At 56.5% G+C, this 21052-nt stretch carries 15 protein-coding genes and 3 tRNA genes; 10 read left to right on the top strand and 8 right to left on the bottom strand.

Annotated features, from left to right (window positions below; genetic code table 11):
• Positions 1-93 precede the first annotated feature (93 nt).
• From ptrA to recD, 3 genes are read left to right on the top strand one after another with little or no spacing between them, the layout of a single operon-like run.
• Positions 94-2985: a pitrilysin gene (gene ptrA, locus AABB92_RS19995; protein WP_046289223.1), complete on the top strand. Its 2892-nt coding sequence runs from the start codon at positions 94-96 to the stop codon at positions 2983-2985.
• The gene (gene recB, locus AABB92_RS19990) at positions 2982-6521 is read left to right on the top strand and encodes an exodeoxyribonuclease V subunit beta (RefSeq protein ID WP_046289222.1); all 3540 of its coding nucleotides are present in this window, start codon (positions 2982-2984) and stop codon (positions 6519-6521) included. Before ptrA ends, recB begins: the two co-directional genes overlap by 4 nt.
• Complete coding sequence (gene recD / locus AABB92_RS19985) at positions 6518-8359, top strand: exodeoxyribonuclease V subunit alpha (protein WP_046289221.1); 1842 nt, start codon at positions 6518-6520, stop codon at positions 8357-8359. The genes recB and recD overlap by 4 nt, the downstream gene beginning before the upstream one ends.
• Before the next feature lie 50 nt (positions 8360-8409).
• Here recD and argA read toward each other — a convergent pair whose 3' ends face one another.
• The gene (gene argA / locus AABB92_RS19980) at positions 8410-9750 is read right to left on the bottom strand and encodes an amino-acid N-acetyltransferase (protein ID WP_031374711.1); all 1341 of its coding nucleotides are present in this window, start codon (positions 9748-9750) and stop codon (positions 8410-8412) included.
• A 232-nt stretch (positions 9751-9982) separates the two neighbouring features.
• Here argA and amiC point away from each other — a divergent pair, with 232 nt between their 5' ends.
• Positions 9983-11227, top strand: coding sequence for an N-acetylmuramoyl-L-alanine amidase AmiC (gene amiC, locus AABB92_RS19975; RefSeq protein ID WP_082097605.1), 1245 nt, complete (start codon positions 9983-9985; stop codon positions 11225-11227).
• 110 nt (positions 11228-11337) lie between these two features.
• Here the strand turns inward: amiC and AABB92_RS19970 are convergent.
• The 3 genes from AABB92_RS19970 to AABB92_RS19960 form a co-directional block, all read right to left on the bottom strand.
• Positions 11338-11414: transfer RNA gene (locus tag AABB92_RS19970), tRNA-Met, on the bottom strand.
• Positions 11415-11491: 77 nt separating this feature from the next.
• Positions 11492-11568 (bottom strand) — tRNA-Met (locus AABB92_RS19965).
• A 58-nt stretch (positions 11569-11626) separates the two neighbouring features.
• Positions 11627-11703: transfer RNA gene (locus AABB92_RS19960), tRNA-Met, on the bottom strand.
• 203 nt (positions 11704-11906) lie between these two features.
• On the opposite strand from AABB92_RS19960, the gene mltA reads away from it, so the two are divergent.
• Both mltA and tcdA read left to right on the top strand, forming a co-directional pair.
• Entirely contained in the window at positions 11907-13055 is a 1149-nt protein-coding gene (gene mltA / locus AABB92_RS19955; RefSeq protein WP_031374712.1) for a murein transglycosylase A, read from the top strand.
• A 48-nt stretch (positions 13056-13103) separates the two neighbouring features.
• Complete coding sequence (tcdA, locus tag AABB92_RS19950; RefSeq protein ID WP_031374713.1) at positions 13104-13904, top strand: tRNA cyclic N6-threonylcarbamoyladenosine(37) synthase TcdA; 801 nt, start codon at positions 13104-13106, stop codon at positions 13902-13904.
• Here the strand turns inward: tcdA and csdE are convergent.
• Together csdE and csdA are read right to left on the bottom strand one after the other, a co-directional pair.
• Positions 13895-14350, bottom strand: coding sequence for a cysteine desulfurase sulfur acceptor subunit CsdE (csdE, locus tag AABB92_RS19945; RefSeq protein ID WP_031374714.1), 456 nt, complete (start codon positions 14348-14350; stop codon positions 13895-13897). The two genes, tcdA and csdE, sit on opposite strands and share 10 nt — an antisense overlap.
• Before the next feature lie 2 nt (positions 14351-14352).
• The gene (gene csdA / locus AABB92_RS19940; protein WP_031374715.1) at positions 14353-15561 is read right to left on the bottom strand and encodes a cysteine desulfurase CsdA; all 1209 of its coding nucleotides are present in this window, start codon (positions 15559-15561) and stop codon (positions 14353-14355) included.
• A 209-nt stretch (positions 15562-15770) separates the two neighbouring features.
• Here csdA and AABB92_RS19935 point away from each other — a divergent pair, with 209 nt between their 5' ends.
• The 4 genes from AABB92_RS19935 (at position 15771) to rlmM (ending at position 18786) form a co-directional block, all read left to right on the top strand.
• Entirely contained in the window at positions 15771-15995 is a 225-nt protein-coding gene (locus AABB92_RS19935; RefSeq protein WP_031374716.1) for a YgdI/YgdR family lipoprotein, read from the top strand.
• 334 nt (positions 15996-16329) lie between these two features.
• Positions 16330-17247, top strand: coding sequence for a transcriptional regulator GcvA (locus AABB92_RS19930; RefSeq protein ID WP_031374717.1), 918 nt, complete (start codon positions 16330-16332; stop codon positions 17245-17247).
• Between the two features lie 50 nt (positions 17248-17297).
• On the top strand, positions 17298-17693 hold the full coding sequence (locus AABB92_RS19925; protein WP_031374718.1) for a DUF423 domain-containing protein: 396 nt from the start codon (positions 17298-17300) through the stop codon (positions 17691-17693).
• Positions 17686-18786: a 23S rRNA (cytidine(2498)-2'-O)-methyltransferase RlmM gene (rlmM, locus tag AABB92_RS19920; RefSeq protein ID WP_031374719.1), complete on the top strand. Its 1101-nt coding sequence runs from the start codon at positions 17686-17688 to the stop codon at positions 18784-18786. The genes AABB92_RS19925 and rlmM overlap by 8 nt, the downstream gene beginning before the upstream one ends.
• A 24-nt stretch (positions 18787-18810) precedes the next feature.
• Here rlmM and xni read toward each other — a convergent pair whose 3' ends face one another.
• Both xni and ppnN read right to left on the bottom strand, forming a co-directional pair.
• On the bottom strand, positions 18811-19566 hold the full coding sequence (xni, locus tag AABB92_RS19915; RefSeq protein WP_031374720.1) for a flap endonuclease Xni: 756 nt from the start codon (positions 19564-19566) through the stop codon (positions 18811-18813).
• 34 nt (positions 19567-19600) lie between these two features.
• Positions 19601-20965, bottom strand: a complete 1365-nt coding sequence (ppnN, locus tag AABB92_RS19910; RefSeq protein ID WP_031374721.1) for a nucleotide 5'-monophosphate nucleosidase PpnN — start codon at positions 20963-20965, stop codon at positions 19601-19603.
• Between the last annotated feature and the right edge of the window lie 87 nt (positions 20966-21052).

The following is a 21052-nucleotide window of genomic DNA, read 5'->3' as shown; positions in this document are numbered from 1 at the left end:
ATTTGCTCACTGGCCAATTACATAGAAAGTTTGCTCTGCTTTGAGCCGCGGTGTCAGGCACTGGCGGTTTATTGGGTAACGTAAGGGGTTTACATGCGGACATACGCACGCTGGTTTGCGGCGCTTCTGATAGGCCTGGTGGCTTGTACTGCCATAGCGCAGACCGAATCGGGCTGGCAACCAATTAACGACATCATTCGCAAGAGTGAACACGATCCCCGTCAGTATCAGGCTATCCGGCTCGACAATGGCATGACGGTATTACTGGTTTCCGATCCGGTTGCCCCCAAATCGCTGGCGGCACTGACCTTACCGATTGGCTCACTGGACGATCCTGACCAGCAGCTCGGCCTGGCGCACTATCTTGAGCATATGGTGCTGATGGGATCAACCCATTACCCTCAGCCGGACAATCTGGCTGAGTTCCTGAAAAAGCACGGTGGCAGCCACAATGCCAGTACCGCCTCTTACCGCACCGCCTTTTATCTGGAAGTGGAAAATGCTTCGCTGGAGCCGGCGGTGGATCGTCTGGCAGATGCGGTTGCCGCGCCGCTACTTGATCCGGTCAACGCCGATCGGGAACGCCATGCGGTCAACGCTGAACTGACGATGGCGCGCTCGCGCGACGGGTTACGCATGGCGCAGGTCGGGGCAGAAACGCTCAACCCGGCCCACCCGGCGTCGCGTTTTTCCGGCGGTAATCTCGATACGCTCAAAGACAAACCCGACAGCAAACTGCACCAGGCGCTGCTGGATTTCTACCATACCCATTACTCCGCCAATCTGATGAAAGCGGTGATCTACAGCAACAAAACCTTGCCGGAGATGGCGTCAATTGCGGCCAAAACCTTTGGTCGGGTGGCTAACCATAACGCCAGCGTACCGGCAATCAGCGTACCGGTGGTGACGGCTGAGCAGCAGGGCATTCTGATCCATTACGTTCCGGCTCAGCCACGCAAACAGCTTAAGATTGAGTTTCGCATTGCTAATAACAGCGACCGTTTTCGTAGCAAAACCGACACCCTGATTAGCTACCTGATCAGCAACCGCAGTAAAAATACCCTGACCGACTGGCTGCAAAAACAGGGCTTAGCCGACGGGGTGAATGCCGGGGCTGACCCGATGACCGATCGCAACGGCGGCGTGTTTGCGATTACCGCCTCGCTGACCGACAAAGGTCTGGCGCAGCGCGATGAAGTGGTCGCAGCCATTTTTAGCTACATCAACCTGCTGCGTGAGCAGGCAGATGATAAGCGCTATTTCGATGAGGTCTCTCACGTGCTGGCGCTCGACTTCCGCTATCCCTCAATTACCCGGGATATGGATTACATCGAATGGCTGGCGGATACCATGCTGCGGGTGCCGGTTGAGCACACGCTGGATGCGCCTTATCTGGCGGATCAGTATGATGTCGCGGCCATCAAGGCACGGCTGGATCAGATGACGCCACAGCAGGCGCGTATCTGGTATATCAGCCCGCAGGAACCGCACAATAAACAGGCGTACTTTGTTGATGCGCCGTATCAGGTTGAAAAAATTACGCCGGCGACCTTTGCCGACTGGCAACAACGCAGCAGCCAGATTGCGCTTTCGATGCCCACGCTGAATCCTTATATTCCGGATGACTTCACCCTGCTGCCGGCGGACGATAAACACTATTCACATCCGGTCAGGCTGGAAAATGATGCCGGTATGCGTATCTACTGGATGCCCAGTCAGTTTTACGCCAGCGAGCCAAAAGCTGCGATTACCCTGGCGCTGCGTAACAAGAACGCCATCAGTGATGCGCGCCAGCAGGTACTGTTTGGCCTCAATGACTACCTCTCCAGCCTGGCGCTGGATGAGCTGAACTCGCAGGCATCGGTCGGTGGCATCAGTTTTTCAACCGGCGAAAATGAGGGGCTGGTGTTTAGCGCCAGCGGCTTTACTCAGCGCCTGCCAACCCTGCTGAAGAAGCTGGTTGAAGGCTATGCTCACTTCCAGCCGACGCAACAGCAGCTGGAGCAGGCCAAATCCTGGTATCGGGAACGGCTGGAGGCAGCGGACAAAGGTAAAGCTTTTGAACAGGCGATTCAGCCGATGCAGTTGCTGTCGCAGTTGCCCTACACCCAGCGGGAAACGCGTCGCAAGTTGGTCAGTGCTATCACACTTAAGGATGTCACCGCCTATCGCGATGAACTGTTCCGCGCGGCAACGCCGGAAATGATGGTGGTGGGTAACCTGAGTGCCGACAGCGTGATCCAGCTGGGGCGTGAACTGAAGCAGCAGATGCAGAGCACCGGCACTGACACCTGGCGCAGTAAGTATGTGACGTTCGAAAAACCGCTTAAAGCCAACCTGCAACAGAAGGGCAGCAGCACCGATTCTGCCTTAGCGGCGCTCTATATACCGCTCGGCTATGGCGAATACCAGAGTATGGCGAACAGCTCGATGCTGAGTCAGATTGTGCAGCCGTGGTTCTACAACCAGCTACGCACCGAAGAGCAACTTGGTTATGCGGTGTTTGCCTTCCAGATGCCGGTAGGCCGTCAGTGGGGGATCGGTTTCCTGCTGCAGAGCAACAGCAAACAACCGGCCTGGCTGCTGCAGCGCTATCAGGCCTTCTATCCGCAGGCGGAGAAACGCTTACGCACGATGAGTCAGGCCGATTTTGCCCAGTATCAGCAGGCGATGATCAATGATCTGCAGCAGCGTCCTCAGACACTGGATGAGGAGGCGGATCGCTATAGCCGCGACTTTGACCGCCAGAATGACGACTTTGACACGCGCCAGAAAGTGATTGCGCAGATTAAACAGCTGACTCCAGCCAGCCTGGCTGATTTCTTCCAGCATGCGGTGATACAACACACCGGTATGGTGATGACCTCGCAGATCGCGGGAAACAGCAACGAAAAAGTGGCCTTTGCCCAGCTGCCAGGCTGGAAAACCTGGAATGAAGTGGCGCAGTTGCAGCAGTCGCTGCCGGTAAAGAGTGAGACCCAATGACGCAGTTACCTGCAGAATCCCTGAATCCCTTAACGCTGCCGCTCAGAGGTGAGCGGCTGATTGAGGCCTCAGCGGGGACCGGAAAAACCTTTACCATTGGTTTGCTCTATCTTCGTCTGCTGTTGGGATTGGGCGGCGAAAATGCTTACAGCCGTCCGCTGTCGGTTGAAGAAATTTTAGTGGTGACCTTCACCGAGGCCGCGACCGCTGAACTGCGCGGACGTATCCGCGAGAATATTCATCAGCTGCGGCTGGCCTGTATTCGCGGTAGCAGCGGCGATCCGATGCATCAGCTGCTGCTTGACCAGATACCGGATTTAGCGCACGCCGCAGCGCAACTGCTGGCGGCCGAGCGGCAGATGGATGAAGCGGCGATCTTTACTATCCACGGTTTCTGCCAGCGGATGCTCAACCTCAACGCGTTTGAATCGGGCATGCTGTTTGAGCAGGAGCTGATTGAAGATGAGCAGGCGCTGCTGAAGCAGTCGACCGCCGATTTCTGGCGGCGGCAGTGCTATCCGCTGTCGCTTGATGTGGCGCGGGTAATTGCGGCGGAATGGAGCGGGCCGGACAGCCTGCTGACCACGCTGCGCCCCTGGCTACAGGGTGAATCGCCCAGCCTGAAGCGGCCACCTGCTGCCGATGAGACTCTGGCGTCACGTCACGCCCGCAATCTGGCGCGCATTACGTCAATCAAGCAGCAGTGGCAGTCGCTCAGTGCCGACGTGGAAGGCATCATCAGCGCATCCGGCGTCGATAAGCGCAGCTACAGCAGTAAAAACCTGCCGGTCTGGGTGGCGAAAGTCACGCAGTGGGCCAACAGCGAAACGCTGGATTACCAACTGCCGAAAGAGCTGGAGCGTTTTGGTCAGCAGGTGCTGGAGGAGAAAACCAAAAAAGGTGAAGCCCCGCGCCATCCGGTGTTTGACGCAATCGATCAGTTTCTGGCGGAACCGCTGTCGCTGCGGGATGTGATCATTGCACAGGCGCTGACTGACGTGCGCGCCACCGTCCAGCGTGAGAAACGGCTGCGGGCGCTGTTAGGCTTTGATGACCTGCTGAGCAAGCTGGATGAGGCGTTGCAGCAACCGGGCGGCACCCTGCTGGCTGAGACCATTCGGGCACGGTTCCCGGTCGCCCTGATCGATGAATTCCAGGATACCGATCCGCAGCAGTACCGCATTTTCCGCACGCTCTATATCAACCAGCCAGAACAGGCACTATTGCTAATCGGTGATCCTAAGCAGGCGATTTATGCCTTCCGCGGCGCGGATATTTTTACTTATCTGCGCGCGCGAAGTGAAGTTAGCGCTCACTACACGCTCGATACTAACTGGCGCTCGTCACCGGAAATGGTCGATAGCGTTAACCGGCTGTTTTCTCAGCTGGAATCTCCGTTTCTGTTCTCCGCTATTCCTTTCCTGCAGGTCAAACCGGCGGCACCGAATCAGGCGCTGAAACTGATCTATGACGATCGGCCGCAACCGGCGCTGCGTTTCTGGTTACAACCCGGTGCAGGCGTCGGCAGCAGCGATTATCAGCAGTTTATGGCGCGTCAGTGTGCGGCGGATATCAGCCGCTGGCTGGTGGCCGGACAGCAGGGACGCGCCTGCTTAGGAAAGGGTGACTCGCTGCGTCCGGTGCGCGCATCCGATATCACCGTGCTGGTGCGTAGTCGTAACGAAGCGGGTTTGATCCGCGATGCGCTCAATGCACTGTCGATTCCCTCGGTCTATCTCTCCAGTCGCGACAGCGTCTATACCACGCCTGAAGCGCGGGAACTGCTGTGGCTGCTGCAGGCGATCCAGGCACCGGAGCAGGAGCGACTGGTGCGCAGTGCGCTGGCGACCTCTATCTTCGCCATTGACGCCGCCACGCTCGATGCACTGACCCAAAATGAGCGCGAATGGGATGCGCTGGTCGAGCAGTTTGCCGTCTGGCAGCAGCTCTGGCACCAGCGTGGCGTGTTGCCGATGCTGCGCGACGTGATGATCAAGCGTCAGCTGGCTGAAAATATGCTGGCCTCCGAAAACGGTGAGCGCCGCCTGACCGATCTGATGCATCTGGGCGAACTGTTGCAGGAAGCCTCAGTGCAGCTCGACAGTCCGCATGCGCTGGTGCGCTTTCTGGCCCAGCAGATTGCCCGGCCCAATAGCCAGGCGGCAAGCCAGCAGCTGCGGCTGGAAAGCGATCGCCATCTGGTGCAAATCGTCACCATCCATAAATCGAAAGGGCTGCAATATCCGCTGGTCTGGCTGCCGTTTGCCGCCGGCTACCGTGAGGCGGCCAGTGCGCTGTATCACGATCGTGAAAGTTTTGCCGCCTTGCTGGATGTGCAGGGTGATGCACAGAGCATGGAACTGGCTGAAGAGGAGCGACTGGCAGAGGACTTGCGACTGCTTTATGTGGCGCTGACCCGTTCGGTTTATCACTGCAGCGTCGGTATTGCGCCATTGATCAAAGGAACGCGTAAAAAAGAGGGCGACAGCGATCTGCACAAGAGCGCGCTCGGTTATCTGGTGCAGCGGGGCGAAGCGGCCGATGCACAACAGCTCAGCCAGCGGTTAGCGGCGTTAAGCGGCAACGGGATCGAGGTGATCGCTGACGATCTGCGGCCGGGTGAAGTCTGGCAGGATCGGCCGACCGGCGATGAAGCCTTAAGCAGTCGTGAGGTGACGCGCGCGCTGGCCGATGCCTGGCGGGTCACCAGTTACTCGGGCCTGCAACAGCACCACAGCTCCGCACTGCTGGATGCGCTGCCGAATTTCGATATTGATGCGGCAGGCGAAGAGGAGAGCGGCGAAGAAGCGGCTCTCACGCCTCACCACTTTCCACGCGGTGCCGCACCGGGAACCTTTTTGCACGGTCTGTTTGAATCGATCGACTTTGCCGAACCGCCGGATGCGTTCTGGCTGGAAGATCAGTTGCAGCATCATGGCTATCCGCTGAGCTGGTTACCGGTGATCCAGCAGTGGATTGAGCGGGTACTGCATACGCCGCTCAATGATGACGGCCTGACGCTGTCAGCGATAAACAGCAGTGACCGGCTGATCGAGATGGAGTTCTATCTGCCTATCAATAATCTGCTGACCGCTGCCGAGCTTGACGATCTGCTGCGCCGTCACGACCCGCTATCACAACAGGCGGCGGCACTCGATTTTCGTCAGGTGCAGGGCATGCTAAAAGGCTTTATCGATTTGGTGTTCCGCTGGCAGGGAAAATATTATCTGCTCGACTATAAGTCGAACTGGCTGGGCGAGAGCCACGCCGCGTATACCCCACAGGCGATGGCGCAGGCAATGATCGACCACCGCTACGATTTACAGTATCAGTTGTATACTCTGGCGCTGCATCGCTATCTTCAGCACCGTCTGCAGGATTATGATTATCAGCGCCACTTCGGCGGGGTGTTTTATCTGTTTTTACGCGGGATGGATGGCAGTTCGCCGGATAACGGTATTTTCGCCACCCGTCCCAGCGAAGCCTTTATTGAAGAGATAGATGCGTTGTTTGGTCATACCAGGGAGATGTCATGAGTGAAATGCTGAGCTTACTGCTTCAGGCGGTAGAAAAGCGTCTCCTGCGGCCGTTAGATATTCAGTTTGCCCGCCTGCTGGCGGATGAATCACAACCGGCGTTGCTGCTCGCGGCGGCCTGCGTTAGTGCGGAAGCGGGAGAAGGCCATGTCTGTCTGCCGCTGGATAACCTGAGCGAAGCGGGCCTGTTTGCGGGCCGTCAGCCCGCGCTGGCGCAGGCTCTGTGGCAGGCTGCCGGCGCGCCGGATGACTGGCCATCGCTGCTGGCCGGCTGGTCTGCGGTCAGTGACGGCAGCCTGATTACCCCCCTGGTACTCAGTAACCGCCGTCTCTATCTGCATCGTCTGTGGCACAGCGAGGGCAGAGTGGCGAGCTTCTTTGCCCTGCAGGAAGTGAAATCGCCGTTTGACGCCGAGGCGGCCAGTGAGGTGCTGAATACCCTGTTCGGCAATCGTCCGGATGACTGGCAGAAAATCGCCGCCGCTGTAGCGCTGACCCGCAAGACCGCCGTTATTTCCGGCGGGCCCGGCACCGGAAAAACCACTACGGTCGCCAAACTACTCGCCGCACTGATACGGCTTAATCCCGGCAACTTACGGATTCAGTTAGCCGCTCCAACCGGCAAAGCCGCGGCGCGGCTCACCGAATCGCTTGGCAACGCGTTGCAAAATTTAGCCGTCAGCGAGGAAGAACGTCAGCGCTTTCCGACGGAAGCGACCACGCTGCATCGACTGCTGGGCGCGCAGCCGGATACCCAGCGTCTGCGCTATCACGCCGGTAACCGGCTGCATCTCGATGTGCTGGTGGTCGATGAAGCCTCAATGGTCGATCTGTCGATGATGGCGAAGCTGATTGCCGCACTGCCGGCCCATGCGCGGGTAGTCTTCCTTGGCGATCGTGACCAGCTGGCTTCGGTCGAGGCGGGGGCCGTGCTGGGCGATATCTGTCGCTGTACCGAAAGTGGCTACAGTCTGGCACGTGCGGAACAGCTCGCATTGCTGACCGGGTGTGCGCTGCAGGGCAGTGAGGATCGGCTGGCGCCTGCCGTTCGCGACAGTATCTGCCTGCTGCAAAAAAGTTACCGTTTTGACGCAAAATCGGGCATTGGCCAGCTGGCTCAGGCAATTAACCTCGGCGATGCACAGCAGGTGAAAGCGGTGTTCGCCGCAGGCTATCAGGATCTCAGCTATCAGCCGTTAACCAGTGGCGAAGCCTATCAGGCGATGCTGGATGATGTGGCGCAGGGCTATCAGCCTTATTTGCAGCTGATCCGGCAACAGGCATCACCGGCCGAGGTGCTGGCCGCCTTTGGCCGCTATCAGCTGCTGTGTGCGTTACGAGACGGGCCCTTTGGCGTTCAGGGTCTTAACCAGCGGGTTGAACAACGGCTGATGCAGCTGCAGCGAATCCGTCGCCCCGCGATCGGCGGGCGCTGGTATGCCGGACGACCGGTGATGATCACCCGTAACGACAGTGCGCTGGGGCTGTTCAACGGCGATATCGGCATTACGCTGCGCGACGAAGAAGGCAACCTGAAAGTCTTTTTCCCGTTGCCGGATGGCAGCATCAAAGCGATTCAGCCGAGCCGCTTGCCCTCGCATGAAACTGCCTGGGTGATGACGGTACACAAATCGCAGGGGTCGGAGTTTGAACATACTGCGCTGGTGATGCCAACCCAGTTTTTGCCGGTATTGACCCGTGAGCTGGTCTATACCGCGATTACTCGCGCCCGCAAACAGCTGACGCTCTACAGCGATCCTGGAGTGTTCCAGCGAGCCGTACAGCTGCAAACGCAGCGGCGTAGCGGTCTGGTTGAGCGGCTGGGCGAGGCAGGATAACCGGCAGGCAAACAGGGCCGGCGGTATTAACCGTCCGGCCCTGCTGGCGATTACAGCGTGTTTCGGCTCAGATCGGCCATCAGGACTTTTGAGCGGCGCTGATAGTTGTACATCTCTTTTTTACTCTCCGGCAGCGACTCAATATCAACCGGCGTAAAGCCGCGTTCCTGGAACCAGTGAATACTGCGGGTGGTTAACACAAACAGCTTTTGCAGCCCCATCTGACGCGCCTGCAACGCCACGCGCTGCAGCAACATTTCACCACGCGATGAACTGCGATAGTCGGGATGGACCGCCACGCAGGCCATCTCACCGATCTTCTCATCCATAAAGGGATAGAGCGCGGCACAGGCGATAGTCAGATTGTCGCGCTGAATGATGGTGAATTTATCAATCTCCATTTCCAGCTGTTCGCGTGAGCGACGCACCAGAATGCCCTGTTGCTCCAGCGGCCGGATCAGTTCGAGGATGCCGCCGATATCATTGATATTGGCACGACGGATTTGCTCAGCTGACTCCATCACAATCTGGGTGCCGATACCGTCGCGTGAGAACAGTTCCTGTAACAGCGCGCCATCTTCCTGATAGCTGATCAGATGGCTGCGACGCACGCCGCTGCGGCAGGCTTTAACCGCGCCGCGCAGGAAACGGACGGTGCCGGAAAGGTAATCACCGCTGCTTTCAATCTCGTCAATGCGCGCCTGGGCATCATTCGGGAACAGTTCGGAGATGATATTCCCTTCGCTGTCCAGTGCACCCTGTTCAGAGCAGAAGCCGATCATCTTTTCCGCTTTGAGTTTAATCGCCAGTTGGGTCGCGACCTCTTCCGAAGTGAGGTTGAAACTCTCACCGGTCACTGACACCGCCACCGGACCAAGCAGCACAATCGCATCGTTATCCAGCTGACGATGAATCGCCTCTTCATCGATACGACGAATACGCCCGCTGTGACAATAATCGACGCCATCATCGACACCCAGCGGCTGGGCAATAATGAAGTTGCCGCTGACCACATTGATATGCGCGCCCTGCAACGGGGTGTTGTTGAGACTCATCGAAAGACGGGCGGTGATATCTAACTGCAGACGACCGGCCGCCTGCTTCACCAGCTCCAGCGATTGCGCGTCGGTGACCCGGGTAAACTTGTGGTAGACCGGCTCAAGCTGGTGTTCAGCGAGGCTGGCATCAATTTGCGGACGGGCGCCATAGACCACGACCAGGCGGATACCGAGGCTGTGCAGCAGGCCTATATCGTTAACGATGCCCGAGAAGTTCTCATGCTCGATCGCTTCGCCGCCCAGCATGATGACAAACGTCTTACCCCGGTGGGCATTGATATAGGGAACGGTATGGCGAAAACCCTGAACCAGTTCAGTACTACGTTCCTTCACAGCCAGCCCTCAGTGAATGTTTATTCGGATTTTTTGTATTTTTATTCTTTTCGCTGCAATTTTGCAAGCGCTAATCCTGACGAAAATTTACGTTTTTTCGGGTGTCAAAGCCGCTAACAGCCTGCATTATTTAGGGTTTCCGGGGTGACATCACCTTCTGGATTGGATAAAGTTTTCGCCGCCATTTGATTAACTGGCGCTTTTTTAGACATTACACAGCAGCTGGAGCGGCATGTCGGATTTTAATTCCCACTTTTCACGCAGACGATTTTTACAAGGAACCGGCGCGTTACTGTTGTTAAGCGTCAGCCGGGTCGGTATGGCCGCTAAAAACCATATCGTCGCGGTACGCATCTGGCCGTCATCAACCTATTCCCGTATGACGCTGGAATCGAATGTGGCACTGAAGTACAAGCAGTTTGCCCTGAGTCATCCGGAACGGCTGGTGATCGATATTGAAGGTCTGCATCTCAATACGGTACTGAAAGGCGTCGATAAGCAGGTGAGGGTGGATGACCCCTTCATCAAAAATGCGCGTGTCGGCCAGTTTGACAGCAATACGGTGCGGGTGGTGCTGGAGCTAAAGCGCAGCGTAGCGCCGAAGATCTTTAACCTGTCGCCGGTGGCGGGGATCAATCACCGGCTGGTGGTGGATCTCTATCCGAGCAAGGATCAGGTTGAAGACGATCCGCTGCTGGCGTTGCTGAGGGATTATAACCAGGGCGATCTTGAGAAAGATGAAACGGTGCAGGCACCGCTACCGGGTAAAGCCGGGCGCGATCGTCCGATCATTATCATGATCGATCCCGGCCATGGCGGCGAAGATCCGGGCGCGCACGGCAAATATAAAACCCGTGAGAAAGATATTGTGCTGAAGATCGGCCGGCGGCTGAAAGCGTTAATCGATAAAGAGGCCAACATGAAGGCCTACATGACGCGCAATGAAGATGTGTTTATTCCGCTGCGCGTCAGAGTGGCCAAAGCCCGCAAGCAGCGCGCCGATCTGTTCGTCTCAATTCATGCCGATGCGTTCACCAGCCGGGCGGCGCGTGGTTCCTCGGTATTTGCACTCTCTACCAGCGGCGCGACCTCAGCCGCGGCCCGTTTCCTGGCTCAGACCCAGAATGAATCTGACCTGATTGGCGGCGTCAGTAAGAGCGGCGATCGTTATCTCGACCATACCATGTTCGATATGGTGCAGCGGCAGACCATCCATGACAGCCTGAAGTTCGGCAAAGAGGTGCTGCACCGTATGGGGCGGATCAACCATCTGCACAAGCGTACGGTGGATCAGGCCGGGTTTGCGGTTCTGAAAGCGCCGGATATTCCATCTATCCTGGTGGAAACGGCTTTTATCAGTAACGTGGAAGAGGAGCGTAAGTTGCGCACCACCCGTTATCAGCATCAGGTGGCAGAGGCGATTTTGCAGGGAATCAAGGCATACGTGCAGAGTGGGGCGGCGCTGGCGCACCGATAAAGGTTTGCGGGTAGCCTGTGCTATCCGCTGCTGCTTAACGTCAGGCAGCGATGAAGATGAAATCAGGAACGGCAGAAACAAAAAAACACCCTTTCAGGTGTTTAAATGAGTGGTTGCGGGGGCCGGATTTGAACCGACGACCTTCGGGTTATGAGCCCGACGAGCTACCAGGCTGCTCCACCCCGCGTCCGTATTACTCTTTGCACTTATTTTTGCGCTTAGCGTCTTTCACATTTCTACTTCGGTAAACTGCTACAGAAGTATTGGTTGCGGGGGCCGGATTTGAACCGACGACCTTCGGGTTATGAGCCCGACGAGCTACCAGGCTGCTCCACCCCGCGTCCGTATTGCGCTTAGCGACTTTCACATTGTCACTTCTGTAAACTGCTGCAGAAGTATTGGTTGCGGGGGCCGGATTTGAACCGACGACCTTCGGGTTATGAGCCCGACGAGCTACCAGGCTGCTCCACCCCGCGTCCGTGGATGCGCACTATACTCCGCGCGTTATTTGATGCAACCCCTTTTTGCACATAAAGGTCAAATTTACAGTCAGTTGCTGAAGGAATCAACCATCTGGCGAATTATTGAACTGATGGCAAAGAGGAGAAAGCGGATGGATTTCATTCTGTCGGGCGCTTTGCTATCGTCGCGGGACGAACATTTATAAAAAGAGACAACAATGAAAGCACACTGGGCCAGGATTGCACTGACCGGCGCATTGATCGCGCTGCTGGCGAGCTGTAGTTCTAAACCGACCGATCGCGGTCAGCAATATAAAGATGGCAAACTGGAACAGCCGCTGGCGCTGGTTAATCAGCCGAATGCCAAAGGCAGCCCGGTGAATGGCCGGGACTTTGGCGAGCAGGTGCGCCAGATCCAGACCGCCTCGTCAGGGCTGTACAGTCGTCAGAATGGCACCTACAGCGCCATCGAAAGCTGGCTGATGGCCGGTGCGGATACCCGTCAGCTGCAGCAGTTTGGCCTGAATGCCTGGCAGATGGAAGGAACCGATAACTACGGTAACGTGCAGTTCACCGGCTACTACACGCCGGTGGTTGAAGCGCGCTATACCCGCCAGGGCGAATTCCAGTACCCGATTTATCGCATGCCGCCGCGTAAGCGCGGAGAAAAACTCCCGAGCCGCGCTTCTATCTATAGTGGCGGCCTCGACGATCGTTACGTCATCGCCTACAGCAACTCGCTGATTGATAATTTCATGATGGATGTGCAGGGCAGTGGTTACGTCGACTTTGGCGATGGTCGCCCGATGAGCTTCTTTGGTTACGCTGGCAAAAATGGCTGGGGCTACCACAGTATCGGCAAAGAGCTGATCGATCGTGGCGAAGTGAAGCGTGAAGATATGTCGATGCAGGCGATTCGCCAGTGGGCGCAGGAACACTCGCCGCAGGAAGTTCGTGCACTGCTGGAAACCAATCCGTCATTCGTCTTCTTTAAGCCAGAGCCGTTTGCGCCAGTACGCGGTGCCAGCGCGGTGCCGCTGGTGGCAAAAGCGTCGGTTGCGTCTGACCGCTCAATCATTCCGGCCGGTACGGCCCTGCTGGCGGAAGTGCCGCAGTTAAATGAGAAAGGCAAATTCAACGGCAAATATGAGATGCGCCTGATGGTCGCGCTGGATGTGGGTGGGGCGATTAAAGGCCAGCACTTCGACATCTATCAGGGGATTGGGCCGGATGCCGCCCATCTGGCCGGTTTCTATAACCACTATGGCCGCGTCTGGGTGCTGAAAGCCGCACCGGGTGCCGGACAACCGCTGTTCTCCAGCCCGCAAAACGGTAATAATGGTTCACTGCTACTCGGTTCCAACTAATTTCTTCTCTGCGGGCCTGCTGGCCCGCACGACGTTACAGGTTCAACTATGAAAGTGTTAAATGACGCCTGGCACCAGCGGTTTGGTGGCACGGCGCGTCTGTATGGTCAGGATGCGTTACAGCGTTTTGCGGATGCGCATTTCTGTGTCATCGGCATTGGCGGCGTCGGCTCCTGGGCGGCTGAAGCGCTGGTGCGCACCGGTATTGGCAAAATCACCCTGATCGATATGGACGATGTTTGCATCACCAATACCAACCGACAGATTCACGCGCTCAATGGCAACGTCGGCAAAGCTAAAACCGAGGTGATGGCGGAACGTCTGCGCGCGATTAATCCCGATTGTGACGTGATCTGCATCGACGATTTTATTACGCCGGACAATACTGCAGAGCTGATGGCGGCCGGATTCGATTATGTGATCGATGCTATCGATAGCGTGCGGCCTAAAGCGGCGCTGATCGCCTGGTGCCGCCGTAACAAGATCCCGCTGATCACTACCGGTGGCGCGGGCGGTCAGATCGATCCCACCCAGATCCAGGTCGCCGATCTGGCTAAAACTATTCAGGATCCGCTGGCAGCAAAGCTGCGTGAGCGGCTGAAAACTTTTGGTGTGGTGAAAAACAGTAAGGGCAAACTCGGTATCGACTGCGTCTTTTCTACCGAGGCGCTGGTCTATCCGCAGCCGGACGGCAGCGTTTGTGCCTCACGCAGTACGGCAGAAGGGCCGAAAAGAATGGACTGTGCCGCCGGTTTTGGCGCGGCCACCATGGTGACCGCCACCTTTGGCTTTGTTGCCGTCTCTCACGCGCTGAAAAAATATCTGGCGCGCGCTGCCCGTCAGGCCTGATCGCGCGCCTGACGCGCCGCCTGCTGTACCGCCGTAGAGAGCGCCTGCAAACCACTGCTGCGCGAGGCGCTGAGCTGGGCGCGCAGGCCCAGCTGATCGAACAGCGCCAGCGGATCGTTTTCAAGCAGCGCTTGCGGTGTCTGGCCTTCCACCGCGGTTAGCAGCACGGCCAGCAGACCGCGCACGATGCGGCCTTCACTGTCGCCATAGAAGTGCAGGGTGCCATCCGGACGCAACTGGCTGCTCAGCCAGACCCGATTTTCGCAGCCACTCAGCTCAATCTCCGCTTTTTTTAGCGCTTCGGGTAATGCCGGGAGCTGGCGGCTCAGCTGAATCAGCTGACGATAGCGATCCTCCCACTGATGAAAGCGGCTAAACGTCTCCTTCAGGCTGGCAACCGTAATCAGATCGCCAAACGGGTGTGGCGCTAACAGCGGTGAACTCATGATTAAAACTCCGATAACAGCGAAATGGCGCTGCGCATAGCGCGCACCAGGGCATCAACATCCTGCAAATTATTATAGGGCGCAAATGAGGCGCGAAGCGTCCCGCTAACGCCGAGCGCCGCCAGCAGCGGCTGAGCGCAGTGCTGACCGGCACGTAAAGCGATACCCTGCTCAGCCAGCAGAGTGACGATATCGCTGTGGTGCAGGCCGGTGAATTCAAAGGCTAACAGGCTGGCATGGCCGCAGCGGAAACTGCGAAAGCCGGGTAATTCAGCCAACTGCTCCTCTGCCAGACTGGCGAGTTGCTGGCTCCAGCTCTCCGCTTTGGCCCGATCGTGCTGGCCCAGCCAGCTTAGCGCTGCGCTTAATCCCACCACGCCCGCCACGTTAGGCGTTCCCGCTTCGAAGCGCCACGGTACCGGCTGAGGGGTAAAACCGTTGAAATCGACTTCAGTCAGCATCTTGCCGCCACCCTGCCACGGCACCATCTCCTCCAGCAGCGCAGCTTTGCCATACAACACGCCAATTCCCATCGGACCATAGATTTTATGACCGGAGAAGGCGTAGAAGTCGATATCCAGCGCCTGCACATCGGGTGGGCAGTGCACCACGCCCTGCGCGCCATCCACCATCACTTTGGCACCGACCGCATGCGCCAGCTGAATGGCCTGAGCGATATCGGGGCAGCCGCCGGTAACGTTGGACATCTGACTCACCGCCAGCAAGCGGGTACGGCCGTTCAGCAACGCCGGCAGCCGGGCGATATCCGGTAACCGATCGGCACCCAACGGCCATTTAACTACCCGGGCGCCGCAGGCCTGCGCCGCCATCAGCCACGGCACCAGATTCGCGTGGTGTTCTGCTTCGCTCACCACGATCTCATCGCCTGGCTGTAAGCGAGGTCGCAGCCAGCTGTTCGCCACCAGATTAATGGCTTCAGTGGTACCCCGCGTCCAGACAATCTGATGGCCATCAGCGGCGTTCAGCCAGCGCGCCACCTGACTACGCGCCTGCTCATAACGCTCGGTTAAGGCACGTGCGGCCGCAAACTGACTGCGGTGCACGGTACCGGCGCTCAGGCTGTAGAACTGCTGAATGCTGTCGATCACCGCCTGCGGCTTCAGCGTTGTCGCTGCGCTGTCGAGGTAGACGCCAGCATCGGCCAGTGCGGGAAACTGCTGGCGAAACGCGGTTGGGTTAAATACGGTCATACGCGGCCCATGATGAGAATAAATAGGACCAGACTGAAAGAGTGGTCTCTGTCTGGCAAAGCTGGAAAAGCGCGTTATGCTGATTATTGCAAGGTTTGAACCAAACCCGCACAACGATCGAACAATATTTGGTCGATCACACTTATCTGCTGCCTATGGTTAGCGTAACGCGGGTGGTTTGATGCAATCAATCTGCAAGGAGATAGAAGATGAAAAAACTCACCGCAGTGCTGGCCGTGTGTACTCTGGCCTTTACCCTGACTGCCTGTTCCAGCAACTATGTCATGCACACCAATGATGGACGCACCATTGTTGCCGACGGCAAACCTAAGGTAGACGATGAAACCGGTATGATCAGCTATAAAGATGCCAATGGCAACGAGCAGCAGATCAACCGCACCGATGTCAAAGAAATGGTTGAGATGGGTCAGTAATTAAGCAAAAAAAAGCACCGCAATTTGCGGTGCTATTTAAAAATCACTATGGACAGACAGGGTAAATCTACAGGAATTAAGAGCTTGATCCGCAACAGTCGGATCAAAAATTGCAAACACAACATCACGACCACAAGCCAAAAGCTTTCAGAAAATCTGCGAACTCACTCACAACTCTAAAAACTTTTCGTTCCGGCTCAGGAAGTGCGGCAACTATAGGTATTTGCTGGAGGTTCCTCAACGGACAAATTATAATGCCTCGGATTAAAAATTCTAATACGTAAAGGCTGCATATAAGCCCGCGTATTTTTCGCCGATCCGGATACGGAAAACCATGTCGAAACGCCTTCCTCCTCTCAACGCACTGCGGGTATTTGATGCCGCCGCGCGCCATTTAAGCTTTACCAAAGCCGCTGAAGAGCTTTTCGTTACCCAGGCAGCTGTAAGCCATCAGATTAAATCTCTGGAAGATTTTCTCGGTCTTAAGCTGTTTCGCCGGAGGAATCGTTCGCTTTTGTTGACCGAAGAAGGGCAAAGCTACTATCTGGATATTAAAGAGATCTTCTCGGCGCTCAATGAAGCCACCCGCAAACTACAGGCACGCAGTGCCAAGGGTGCGCTGACCGTCAGCTTACTGCCCAGCTTTGCGATTCAGTGGCTGGTGCCACGCCTCTCCAGCTTTAATATGGCTTATCCGGGGATCGACGTGCGTATTCAGGCTGTCGACCGTGATGAAGAGAAGCTGGCCGATGATGTCGATGTGGCGATTTTTTATGGCCGCGGTAACTGGCCAGGCCTGCGGGTTGAGAAGCTCTATGCAGAATATTTATTGCCGGTCTGCTCGCCTTCGTTGATGACCGGCGAAAACCCACTTAAAACGCCAATGGATCTGTCGCGATTTACGCTGCTGCACGATGCTTCACGACGTGACTGGCAATCGTATATCCGCCAGCTTGGCCTGCAGCACATCAACGTTCAGCAAGGTCCTATCTTCAGCCACAGTGCCATGGTACTGCAGGCGGCCATCCACGGGCAGGGCGTAGCGCTGGCCAATAATGTGATGGCGCAGAGCGAAATTGAAGCTGGCCGATTGATCTGTCCGTTCAACGACGTATTAGTCAGTAAAAACGCTTTTTATCTGGTTTGTCATGACAGTCAGGCAGAACTGGGTAAAATAGCCGCCTTTCGACAGTGGATCCTGGCAAAAGCTGCAACCGAACAAGAAAAATTCCGCTTTCGATATCAACAATAACGTCTTGATTTAATTGCATTGCGATGCAAACGCACTCTGAGGATCGTTTCATGTCCAGTCGTGCCATGTTTATTTTTGCTGCCATTAGCGGATTTTTGCTGGTGGCGTTTGGCGCTTTTGGTGCCCACGTATTGAGTAAATCGCTCGGACCGGCGGAAATGGCCTGGATTCATACCGGGCTGGAATATCAGGCTTACCACACCTTAGCGGTGATGGGGCTGGGTGCGGCAATGTTACGCCGCGCCAATATCTGGTTTTACTGGAGCAGTGCGCTGATGGCGCTCGGCACCGTACTGTTCAGCGGCAGTCTCTACTGTCTGGCGCTGTCACATCTGAAATTTTGGGTTTTTATCACGCCAGTGGGAGGATTATGCTTCCTTGCGGGTTGGGTATTGATGTTGATTGGCGCGCTGCGTCTTAAACGAAGGGCAGAACGCCATGAATAAAGTTTTACTCTATTGCCGTCCCGGTTTTGAAAAAGAGTGTGCGGCAGAAATCAGTGCGAAAGCCGCTGAACGCGAAGTCTACGGTTTCCCGCGGGTTAAAGATGACTCGGGCTATGTGCTGTTTGAGTGTTATCAGTTTGAGGACGCCGAACGACTGGTGCGTGAGTTGCCGTTTGACGACCTGATCTTTGCGCGTCAGATGCTGGTGGTCGGCGAGCTGCTGCGCGACCTGCCGCAGGAAGATCGGATCACGCCAATCGTCGGCATGCTGACCGGCGTGGTTGAAAAGGGCGGCGAACTGCGCGTTGAGGTGCCAGACACCAACGAAGCGAAAGAGCTGACCAAATTCTGCCGCAAGTTCACCGTGCCGCTGCGTTCCGCGCTGCGTGAAAGCAAAATTCTGTTGAACTACGAAAGCCCGAAACGTCCGGTGGTGCACGTATTTTTCATTGCGCCGGGCACCTGTTACGTGGGCTATTCATTGCCAGAAAACAGTTCGTCTTTTTATATGGGCATTCCGCGGCTTAAGTTCCCGTCCGATGCGCCGAGCCGTTCAACCCTTAAGCTGGAAGAGGCGTTTCACGTCTTTATCCCGGCGGACGAATGGGATGAGCGTCTGGCCAGCGGCATGTATGCTGTCGATCTCGGTGCCTGTCCTGGCGGCTGGACCTACCAACTGGTGCAGCGCAGCATGATGGTGTATGCGGTCGATAACGGTCCGATGGCGCCGAGCCTGATGGAGACCGGGCAGGTGATGCATGAACGCGTTGATGGATTCAAATTCCGCCCGCCGCGCACCAACATTAGCTGGCTAGTGTGTGACATGGTTGAGAAACCGGTACGGGTAGCGAACCTGATGACAGACTGGCTGGTCAACGGCTGGTGCCGCGAGGCGATCTTCAACCTCAAGTTGCCAATGAAAAAGCGTTACGAAGAGGTGACGCAGAATCTGGCGATGATTGAAGAGCGACTCAGTGAGAACGGCATCAATGCGCAGATCCGGGCGCGTCAGCTCTATCACGATCGCGAAGAGGTCACGGTACACATTCGTCGTATCTGGGCGGCAGTCGGTGGTCGTCGCGACGAACGCTGATCAAACGGCTGAGTGTTTCGGCACTCAGCCGCTGTAACGCAACGTATTCAGATTACCCTGCAACACTAAATCCCGCTTCAGCGTGGCCACCTGGCGACTGATCTCAGCCATCCGCTGGCCGCTGGCTAATTTGTCACGCCATTTTGTCGGCACCTGATCCAGTTGCTGATAGATCCCGTCCAGCGAATGAAACTCTGCCAGCAGTTGTTTTGCGCTTTTAGGGCCGATACCAGCAATGCCTGGGATCTTACTGCTGCTGATGCCACACAATCCCCAAAAATCGGGTAACAGCTGCGGCGCAACGCCATATTCAGCTTCGATAAACGGCAGATCGAGCCAGCGCTTCTGGAAGTAGTCACGAATACGGATTTCCGGCGCCAGTAGCTGACAGTAGCCTTTGTCCGTTGACACGATGGTGGCCTGATGTCCGGCCTGCGCCATTTTTACCGCCAGCGTCGCGGCTAAATCATCCGCCTCATCCTGATCGGCAATCCAGCAGCTGACGCCTGCGGCGCGAAAAGCCTGTTGCAGCGCCGGCATCTCCGCCTGTAAATCTTCCGGCATCGGCGGACGGCCGCTTTTGTAATCCGGTAATAACTGGTGACGCCAGCCCTGATGCCGGGTTTCACCATCAAACACCGCCACTACGTGGGTCGGGCGGGTATGCCCCAATAGTTGACGCAGTGCCGCCACGCAGCCATCGACGCACGGCGATCCTTGTACCGCATGCAGACGGCGTATCAGGTTTAACGCATCTACGATAAGAAGATGAAAAGCCATGAGAATATCGGCAGCCCAATGGCTGCCTCCTGGTTTATTTGATGATTTCGTAGCAGGGGATGTAGGCGGTACCCGGCAGCTTCATACGTTGCTGCGCGACAAATCCCTGTAGCAGTTCGTCCATGCGATGCATGATGTCGGCGTCGCCATGCAGCTTATAGCGGCCTTTCTCGCGAATTTCGCGGATACCCATCTCTTTCACGTTACCGGCCACGATGCCTGAAAAGGCGCGACGCAAATCGGCGGCCAGTTTTTCCGGCGGCTGGTTGGTGTAGAGGTTGAGGTTGGCCATATTTTCATGGGTCGGCAGGAAGGGTACCTGCAGATCCGGCGCAATACGAATCGACCAGTTAAAGCTGTAGGCGTCGCCGGTTTCGCGTCGATACTCTTTAACCTGCGGCATCGCCTGCTTCATCAGACGCGCCACTTCAGCGGCATCGTTAATGATGATCTGATAGTGCTTGCGCGCCTGCTCGCCCAGCGTACTGACGATGAAGTCATCCAGCACCCGGAAGTAATCCGCACTCTCTTCAGGTCCGGTCAGGATCAGCGGTAACACCTGATCGCTGTTGTGCGGATTCATCATGATGCCGAGCAGATAGAGCAGTTCTTCTGCGGTACCGACCCCGCCTGGGAAGATAATGATGCCGTGCGCGATGCGGACAAACGCCTCAAGACGCTTTTCGATGTCCGGCATAATGATCAGCTCATTCACCAGCGGATTCGGCGGCTCGGCGGCAATGATTGACGGTTCTGTCAGACCAATAAAACGGCTGTCACGGTAGCGCTGCTGAGCGTGGCCTACCGCCGCTCCTTTCATTGGCGCTTCCATTACGCCCGGCCCGCAGCCGGTACAGATGTTCAGTTCACGCAGCCCCAGCTGGGTGCCGACGTTACGGCAATACTGATATTCAACGGCGTTGATCGAGTGGCCACCCCAGCACACCACGGTGTTGGGATACTCGCCAATGTGCAACGCCCGGGCATTACGCAGAATTGAAAAGACGGTATTGGTGATAGCGGCGGAATCATTCTCTTCGGCTGCGCTTAAACGGCCTGGAGCGTTGAGCTGGCCGCTGACAAACAGAATATCGCGCAGCACCGCAAACAGGTTGGCCTGCAGCGAACGGATGATGCGTCCATCAACAAACGCCTCTTCCGGTGGATTGATCAGCTCCAGTTTGACGCCGCGTTCACGACGCAGCACGTTGATATCAAAATTCTCAAAGCGGGAGAGTAATTCGTGGCTGCTGTCGGTCTGGCTGCCAGAGTTCAGCACCGCCAGCGAGCAGTTGCGAAACAGTTGGTACAGGTCGCTGCTGGCCGTGCGTTTCAGCATATCGACTTCCAGCTGCGAGAGCAGATCCATTGAGCCAAGAGGGCTGATATGGGTAATCAAATGAACTCCTTTACACCCGCCTGGGTGACAGTTGACACTGCAAACGCAGTGACGAAAATCCCTGGTCGGCAACCCGCAGATTGCCGC

The sequence above is a fragment of the Pantoea brenneri genome, assembly GCF_038594305.1.
GTDB lineage: Bacteria > Pseudomonadota > Gammaproteobacteria > Enterobacterales > Enterobacteriaceae > Pantoea > Pantoea brenneri.
This window is presented reverse-complemented; position numbering and strand designations above follow the sequence as displayed.